Source organism: Mixta mediterraneensis (genome assembly GCF_030283135.1).
GTDB classification, from domain to species: domain Bacteria; phylum Pseudomonadota; class Gammaproteobacteria; order Enterobacterales; family Enterobacteriaceae; genus Pantoea; species Pantoea mediterraneensis.
Genome location: NZ_JASUAZ010000047.1, coordinates 21,954 through 27,953 on the forward strand (window position 1 = coordinate 21,954; position 6,000 = coordinate 27,953).

Sequence of the window (6,000 nt, forward strand, 5' to 3'; positions counted from 1 at the left end):
AGACCGCCCCTCACAGCGCCCCAGTAGCATTCTGCGGGGCGCTTCTTTTTTGCTGCCACTCCCTCACCCTCACCGATTGAAGCCGCCAGCGTGCCGGAGATTGCGCCGGATTTTCACCATTTCACCCCGTTGCGCGCGCTCGTATCCCCGCCACGCCTGCCCGCTTTGTGTAGTGGTTTTCATGCACCTGCATGACATAAGCAAAAGCCCGCCAGTTCTGGCGGGCCTCAGCAAAAACGATCCTCAAACGATCATGCGATTTCATGCGGCATAGTCATGCACAACAGCACTAACGCCTCGCGTGGCTCGTTGTTCAACCTTGCGGACGGTAAAAACCAGTTTTATCGTCCGCAACGTTCCCTAATGTAACCAGCTGTCGTCCTCCCAGACCTGCTGCATTATTTCCATCACCCGCTTTTTGTCTTCATCCAGTTTTAACCCGCTCAGCTCAACGCCGTTGGCGCTGCCCTTACGGATACGAATTGCTGTTTTGGGATACAGAGGGCGCAAATTACGGTAAAGCTCGGATTCAAGGGCGTCCAGTGTAGCCTGGCTAATCTTCTGCTCTTTATCGATCATTATTTCAATGCGCATACAGATTCCCCTCTAACTTGAAACGCCCATGGCTCGGCTGTACTCATGATTTCTGATTTTTTCCATCAGCTCATCGGTCAGTTCGGACACCCACTGGATAGCCAGTCGCTTTTCTTCGTCGCTGCACTCACTAGCCGCTACAAGCTTGATAAAAAAATCAATGCGCTGGAGCTTCAATGACTCCAAAAGATAATCCTGCATTTTCCCTCCTATCACTACCTCGGACATACAACAACTGTATATATATCCACTGTTTATAATTACAGTATAGTAGGAATTTGCGAATGTAAACCGTTTTTTATCTGTCAATTAGATCGCTCTGATGCGGATCAATAAGAGCAAGAATTGTTAAAGCTGCGGCATCAGTACCACTGACGCCATTTGTCATCTTCCTGCAGACGGTGGTTGCGGTAAAAAATACGCAGCCCGGCACCTGACGGAATACTGCCGCCGCGCAGAAGCAGGTCAATCTCTGACTCGCTACCATCGAACCCTCTGGAACTCAGTTCTGCCTCAAGCTGCAGGCGCTGCTGATCCGAAATATTCTGTTTATATGCTTTTTTCCGCTTCGGTTTTACCAGCCTTAACCTGGCTGTCAGCTCCCGCCGTTCCTTCTGGCCCATGTTGTGGAGATATTCCTGCAGCTCCTTCTCATCCATGGTTTTAATATCGGGTAAATCACCCCCTGATTTGTTCAGATTTTCAACAGGGGGACAGTTATTGCCACGAGTCCAAGGGGCGCAAGCGCCCTGGTCGGCTGCCGCCTCCTGAACGTCAACGGCCTTACGAACCTTTTTCCACTTCACCGCGTGCGTGCAAATCTTGCCCTCTGCAATCGGGGACCAGATTCCATAGATACGGATACCGTGATCGCCGTAGGTGCTCGGCTCGTCGTTAAGCTCATAAGCCGTGCGGACAAGGTGATGTTTGCGGGGAACCAGCACACCGCCCTGCTTCATGATGTAGGTGGCAAAGCAGCCCGCATCAGCTGCCGCCAGTACCGCATCCAGACGCGGGTTATCCAGTACCGGTGCGCCCGCTTTGCGTTCGCCCTGCACTCTCGCCGCCTGACCAGCCAGCAAGCGCAGCTCGCGGTATGCCTGACGCCCCGGAATACCAAAGAAACGAAATTGCTGGACACGGTGCAGTGACGCCCAGGCGCTGACATGCTCGGCGCTGTCACGCAGTGATCTCCCGGTTTCTTTGCTGATTTCTTTCGCCAGCCCGCGCCCGTCGATGTTTTTGCTGATGTATTTGGCGATATAGCTGGTCGGCGTGCCCTTACGCGGGTTGATAAGCTCGGACTTAAAGCGCGGCCCTGTATTGGTGCCCAGCTCCTCGCGGTCTTCACGGATGGCAAACTTACGCAGCAGCGCGGTGATGGAACGGCGGTCTTTTTTACGCATGAAGCACAGAAGATGCCAGTGCACGGTGCCGTCATGGTGCGGCTCTGCAACGCGGACGCCGTACCAGCGCAGCCCGGCTTTGTGCATTGCCTTGCGGAAAGCGGCGAACGTATCAACCAGATAGTCACTGCTCTGCCGGACAGTGGCACTGGTCCACTTCGGATTAGGTCTGCCGTTGTTGAGGGTTGCGTGGAAGCGTGACGGGCAGGTGATGGTATAGAACACTGCGCAGTCTCCGCGCATTTCCGCGATCAGCTCCAGCCCTTTAACACAGGCCATCATTTCATTACGGCGGTGTGCCGGGTTGCTGTTGCTGGCGTTCACCACGTCTTCCATGTCCAGCGTGTCGCCGTCCTCGTTGACCAGCTCATGCGAGCGGAAGAACTCCAGCGATTTGCGGCGCTGCTCGCGTTTATGGATCACGGCTTCATAGCTGACATACGGGGATGCTTTTTTGTTGACCAGGCAGACGGCGCGCAGCTGCTCCTCCCGCCACTCGCAGCGCATCTGCCACAGTTTGCGATACCACCAGTCCGCGCAAAGCATACGCGCCAGCGACGGTGGGATCAGTTCATAAGGCACCGGCTTGCGGCGGCCCTTTTTGCGGCGCAACTGCTCAAAGGCAGGCGGGATGACCTCAAGGCGCATGGCTTCTGCGGCAACTCTTTCCCATGCCTGTCGGATTTCTTCTGGTTTAACATCGTCGCAGACAAACAGATCACCGCAGGCCGCATCAAGACACATGCTCATATGTGCAGCAACCAGTGTGGAAAGGCGCTTAACCTGATCCTGATTCATTTCAGGCAGTACCAGAAGCCCCTCCAGCCCGTCATGGCTCGCCATGAACCGGAAAGACGTAGACACCTGACTGTCACGCACGCGCTCCAGCCGCTCAAGACAGGGCCTGATGGTTTCGCGCAGGTAGCGGGAATAAGCCTTTGCCCTGCCCAGGCTATGGAAATATTTAATCCGTTCCAGCAAAGGCTTGCTGATGTGGTGCGGCATAGCGTTAACGTCAGCCAGAATGACCAGATCGGGATTAAAACGCTGCTGCTCGCGCGCCATTTTGGCACGACTAATCAGCCGGTCCTGCTCCATTTCACGCTGGACAGGATCACGGGATTCATTGAAGAAATAGCGTTCCCAGACCTCATCGCTCAGCGCCTCACGGCGCAACTGCTCCTGCTCGTTATCCGCAGCGTAAAGAGCGATCAGGTTTGAAAGCGCAGACTCCGGCGCAACTTCCGCCGGGTCCAGATAGGGGTTAACCGCTTTTTTGGGGTTATTCCATGAAAAGGCCACGGCGGCCTCATTCGAGCCGCCGGTGGTTGGTGCATTATGTAATGTGAATTTACTCACTGCCACGCCCGCACCTCAGTTTCCACCGAGATATCTGGACCGGACGCCAAATTGACACCAAACCAGCCTGCTGATTTTGTGGCAATGATTTCTGCTGCAGATTTACCATCACCCGCAGCCACACCCATGCTGCGCTTTGCAGTGATACGATGGCGGGTGAAGTTACGATAAAGCGAACGGGTCAGTGATGTGTCGCTGTTGGACACGATAACCGGATGACCTTCTGATGACCGGCGTTCCAGAATAGACGCCAGATGATACTGATCGTCCTCTGTAAAACCGGCAGTGTGATAACCGCTAAATGTGCCATCGTATGGCGGATCACAATAAACAACATCACCAGCCTGCAGCAGCGCCAGTGTTTCTTCATAGCTGGCACAAATAAACGTTGCGCGTTGAGCCTTTTCTGCAAAAGCGCGTATTTCTCTTTCAGGAAAATACGGATTTTTATAATTACCGTAAGGAACATTAAAATGACCTCTCAAATTATAGCGGCACAAACCACGATAACCATGTCGATTAAGATAAAGGAAAAATACAGCTTTCCAGAAATCGGTGGTTTCAGCTGAATGATTAAAATCCTGACGGATGTTGTAATAGGACTCAGCGCTATTTGTGCCTGAAAAGAATCCTTTTGCATTTGAAATAAATTCCTCGCAGTCAAATGCAATATGCTTAAAAAGATTTATCAGGTCTGGGTTAATATCCCCGACAAGATAATGAGGATAGTCTGTCGCCATCATTACAGCGCATGAACCCGCGAAAGGTTCAACCAGTCGCGGGCCAGCAGGAAGGTGCTTAATCAGTTCCGGCATGATGGCGGTTTTATTTCCCGCCCATTTCAGGATAGTGCTCATACAGCCCCCCCGTTGTAGTGTTTGCCTTTCAGCTCTGCGATTTCCTGACAAGTGACGCAGCACTGCACGCCCGGAATGGCGCGGCGGCGAGCTGGCTGGATCGGCGCATCGCAATCAATGCAGAGAACACGGGAAACGCCCGGTGCTTTATTGCGGGCGGTGTGGATGTGGCGCTGGCGTTCTTCTTCAACGCGCTGCTGTACGAGGTCCATTGAATCAGCCATCAGTGGATCTCCTGCGCTTCGTTCTGAATCTTCACAGCTTCCTGACGCAGCAGCTCAGCCGCTTCCGTGTGGTTAAGCTGACGTGACACGATACGGGCAGCTAAAGAATCCAGACGCGCAGCCATCACATCTGCGCGTCCCCGGCGTTCTTCTTTGCGTGCCTCAGTCAGCAACAGGTTGAGACCAGCATCATCTGGTCCTGTTTTAGTTGTACGGGTTTCAATATTTCGCATAGTTGTTTCTCCTGAATTTGGGCAATAAGAAGCCCGGCGGGTTTACGCCATTAATTTCTGTTGTGGATTAATTCGGCATGGTTAGCCGCTTTGGAAATAAGCTCACCACTGCACGAAAATGATTCATTGCTTTCACCAGTTCCCGCTTTTCGTCAGTAGTCAGATCACTAATATTGACGCCGTGACGTTCTGCCGGAATTTTTGCCATATAAAAAATGGCTGCCAGTGCCCGCTCATTCTGTTTATTATTTACGTCGCGTGGATCGCGCATATCTTTAATAAACCTTTCAAGCTCCGGCTCAATATTCAGGCCAAACACTTTAGCTCTCAACTCCGCAATATGATTCAATGCGTCCAGCCTTTTACCGGGGCTTAATGGAACAGTCGCTGCAGCGCCTTCAATAGCCATGATTTCCCCTGTTTGGTTGTGGACAGGTCAGCCAGCAATTCATCCTGAGAGCGGCACGGGTGCCAGCGTTTGCCATCCTTCCCCATGATCCAGCCGTGACCGTAGTGCATTGCCGGGCTTTGCTTTATGAGAAGTGACGCAAAAGAGGGTTCTTTAGTCAGCATAACCACCTCAGATCAGACCAAACGAAGCGCCGAGGCCCGTCACGGTATCCACCGCGCTTGCCATCGCCGGGTTAGCCTGTAAACGCGCCTGCATCGAAACGGCAGCCAGTGCCATCAGACGAGTAACAGAGTTAATGCTGCTGATAACATCGCGGCGGCCTGCGGTGGTTTTCACATCACCCGATACGGCACCGGCAGCAACACGTCCGATTTCAGCAGTAGCGCTCATGACGTAATGCGGCAGCTTCTCTTTTGCTACTTCGTTCATCGGTACGCATGGCAGGCAGTGAATCTGAGCCAGAAAACCGTCAACCAGCGTGGAGTCCTCAGTAAGATCGGTAAGCAGCCAGATTTCCGACGGCGTGAGCTGATGCGGTTGCTCCGGGTTCAGCTTGTTACGCAGCGTCTGGACGTTCATTCCCGCGCGTTCTGCCAGCTTCGCCATGTTGTGACGCAGCGCAAAAGCCCGGCAGGCTTCGTCAAAATGCGGATGTTTGGAAACACGATAATCAAACATGATCCCCCCTTACCTTTGCCATAAAGTGAATTACGAACCAATAACAAGTTGAAAACGTGAATGACCCAGAGCTTTACGCATTTGCTCTTCTTTCCAACGTGCGTAGTAAATGCGGATGGGACCACCTGCTTTTTTACAACCTTTACGTATTGTGCGCGGTTCAATTGGCACGCAAGGATTATCACCAGTTGTCCAGCGATAAGCAGTACGCTCGGAGACACCTTCCAGCTCAGCAAA

The 6,000-nt window shown here is 52.8% G+C and carries 9 protein-coding genes and 1 pseudogene; all 10 read right to left on the bottom strand.

Annotated elements, in window-relative coordinates; all coding sequences use genetic code 11:
* Nucleotides 1-360: 360 nt before the first annotated feature.
* On the bottom strand, nt 361-594 hold the full coding sequence (locus QRY16_RS18705) for a DinI family protein (RefSeq protein WP_001217561.1): 234 nt from the start codon (nt 592-594) through the stop codon (nt 361-363).
* Between the two features lie 12 nt (nt 595-606).
* Nucleotides 607-795 (bottom strand): hypothetical protein, encoded by a 189-nt coding sequence (locus QRY16_RS18710; protein ID WP_032610566.1) that lies wholly within the window; start codon nt 793-795, stop codon nt 607-609.
* A 161-nt stretch (nt 796-956) separates the two neighbouring features.
* Nucleotides 957-3,365: a replication endonuclease gene (locus QRY16_RS18715; protein ID WP_289777659.1), complete on the bottom strand. Its 2,409-nt coding sequence runs from the start codon at nt 3,363-3,365 to the stop codon at nt 957-959.
* Complete coding sequence (locus QRY16_RS18720) at nt 3,356-4,216, bottom strand: DNA adenine methylase (protein WP_289777662.1); 861 nt, start codon at nt 4,214-4,216, stop codon at nt 3,356-3,358. Before QRY16_RS18720 ends, QRY16_RS18715 begins: the two co-directional genes overlap by 10 nt.
* A complete protein-coding gene (locus QRY16_RS18725; protein WP_058657815.1) occupies nt 4,213-4,440 on the bottom strand; it encodes a TraR/DksA family transcriptional regulator in 228 nt (75 codons plus the stop codon). The genes QRY16_RS18720 and QRY16_RS18725 overlap by 4 nt, the downstream gene beginning before the upstream one ends.
* The gene (locus QRY16_RS18730; protein WP_001744223.1) at nt 4,440-4,673 is read right to left on the bottom strand and encodes a DUF2732 family protein; all 234 of its coding nucleotides are present in this window, start codon (nt 4,671-4,673) and stop codon (nt 4,440-4,442) included. The genes QRY16_RS18725 and QRY16_RS18730 overlap by 1 nt, the downstream gene beginning before the upstream one ends.
* A gap of 67 nt (nt 4,674-4,740) precedes the next feature.
* Complete coding sequence (locus QRY16_RS18735) at nt 4,741-5,082, bottom strand: DUF5347 domain-containing protein (RefSeq protein WP_001744224.1); 342 nt, start codon at nt 5,080-5,082, stop codon at nt 4,741-4,743.
* Nucleotides 5,046-5,246: a phage filamentation protein Fil family protein gene (locus tag QRY16_RS18740; RefSeq protein ID WP_001744225.1), complete on the bottom strand. Its 201-nt coding sequence runs from the start codon at nt 5,244-5,246 to the stop codon at nt 5,046-5,048. The genes QRY16_RS18735 and QRY16_RS18740 overlap by 37 nt, the downstream gene beginning before the upstream one ends.
* Before the next feature lie 7 nt (nt 5,247-5,253).
* The gene (locus tag QRY16_RS18745; RefSeq protein WP_015386351.1) at nt 5,254-5,763 is read right to left on the bottom strand and encodes a phage regulatory CII family protein; all 510 of its coding nucleotides are present in this window, start codon (nt 5,761-5,763) and stop codon (nt 5,254-5,256) included.
* Between the two features lie 30 nt (nt 5,764-5,793).
* Nucleotides 5,794-6,000 (bottom strand): annotated as a pseudogene (locus tag QRY16_RS18750) (hypothetical protein); the annotation flags it as partial.

Excerpts from the sequence above, each read along its gene's own strand:
- QRY16_RS18735 (WP_001744224.1), bottom strand. The coding sequence starts at position 5,082 with ATGGCTATTGAAGGCGCTGCAGCGACTGTTCCATTAAGCCCCGGTAAA.
- QRY16_RS18720 (WP_289777662.1), bottom strand. The coding sequence starts at position 4,216 with ATGAGCACTATCCTGAAATGGGCGGGAAATAAAACCGCCATCATGCCG.
- QRY16_RS18745 (WP_015386351.1), bottom strand. The coding sequence starts at position 5,763 with ATGTTTGATTATCGTGTTTCCAAACATCCGCATTTTGACGAAGCCTGC.
- QRY16_RS18740 (WP_001744225.1), bottom strand. The coding sequence starts at position 5,246 with ATGCTGACTAAAGAACCCTCTTTTGCGTCACTTCTCATAAAGCAAAGC.
- QRY16_RS18710 (WP_032610566.1), bottom strand. The coding sequence starts at position 795 with ATGCAGGATTATCTTTTGGAGTCATTGAAGCTCCAGCGCATTGATTTT.
- QRY16_RS18725 (WP_058657815.1), bottom strand. The coding sequence starts at position 4,440 with ATGGCTGATTCAATGGACCTCGTACAGCAGCGCGTTGAAGAAGAACGC.
- QRY16_RS18705 (WP_001217561.1), bottom strand. The coding sequence starts at position 594 with ATGCGCATTGAAATAATGATCGATAAAGAGCAGAAGATTAGCCAGGCT.
- QRY16_RS18730 (WP_001744223.1), bottom strand. The coding sequence starts at position 4,673 with ATGCGAAATATTGAAACCCGTACAACTAAAACAGGACCAGATGATGCT.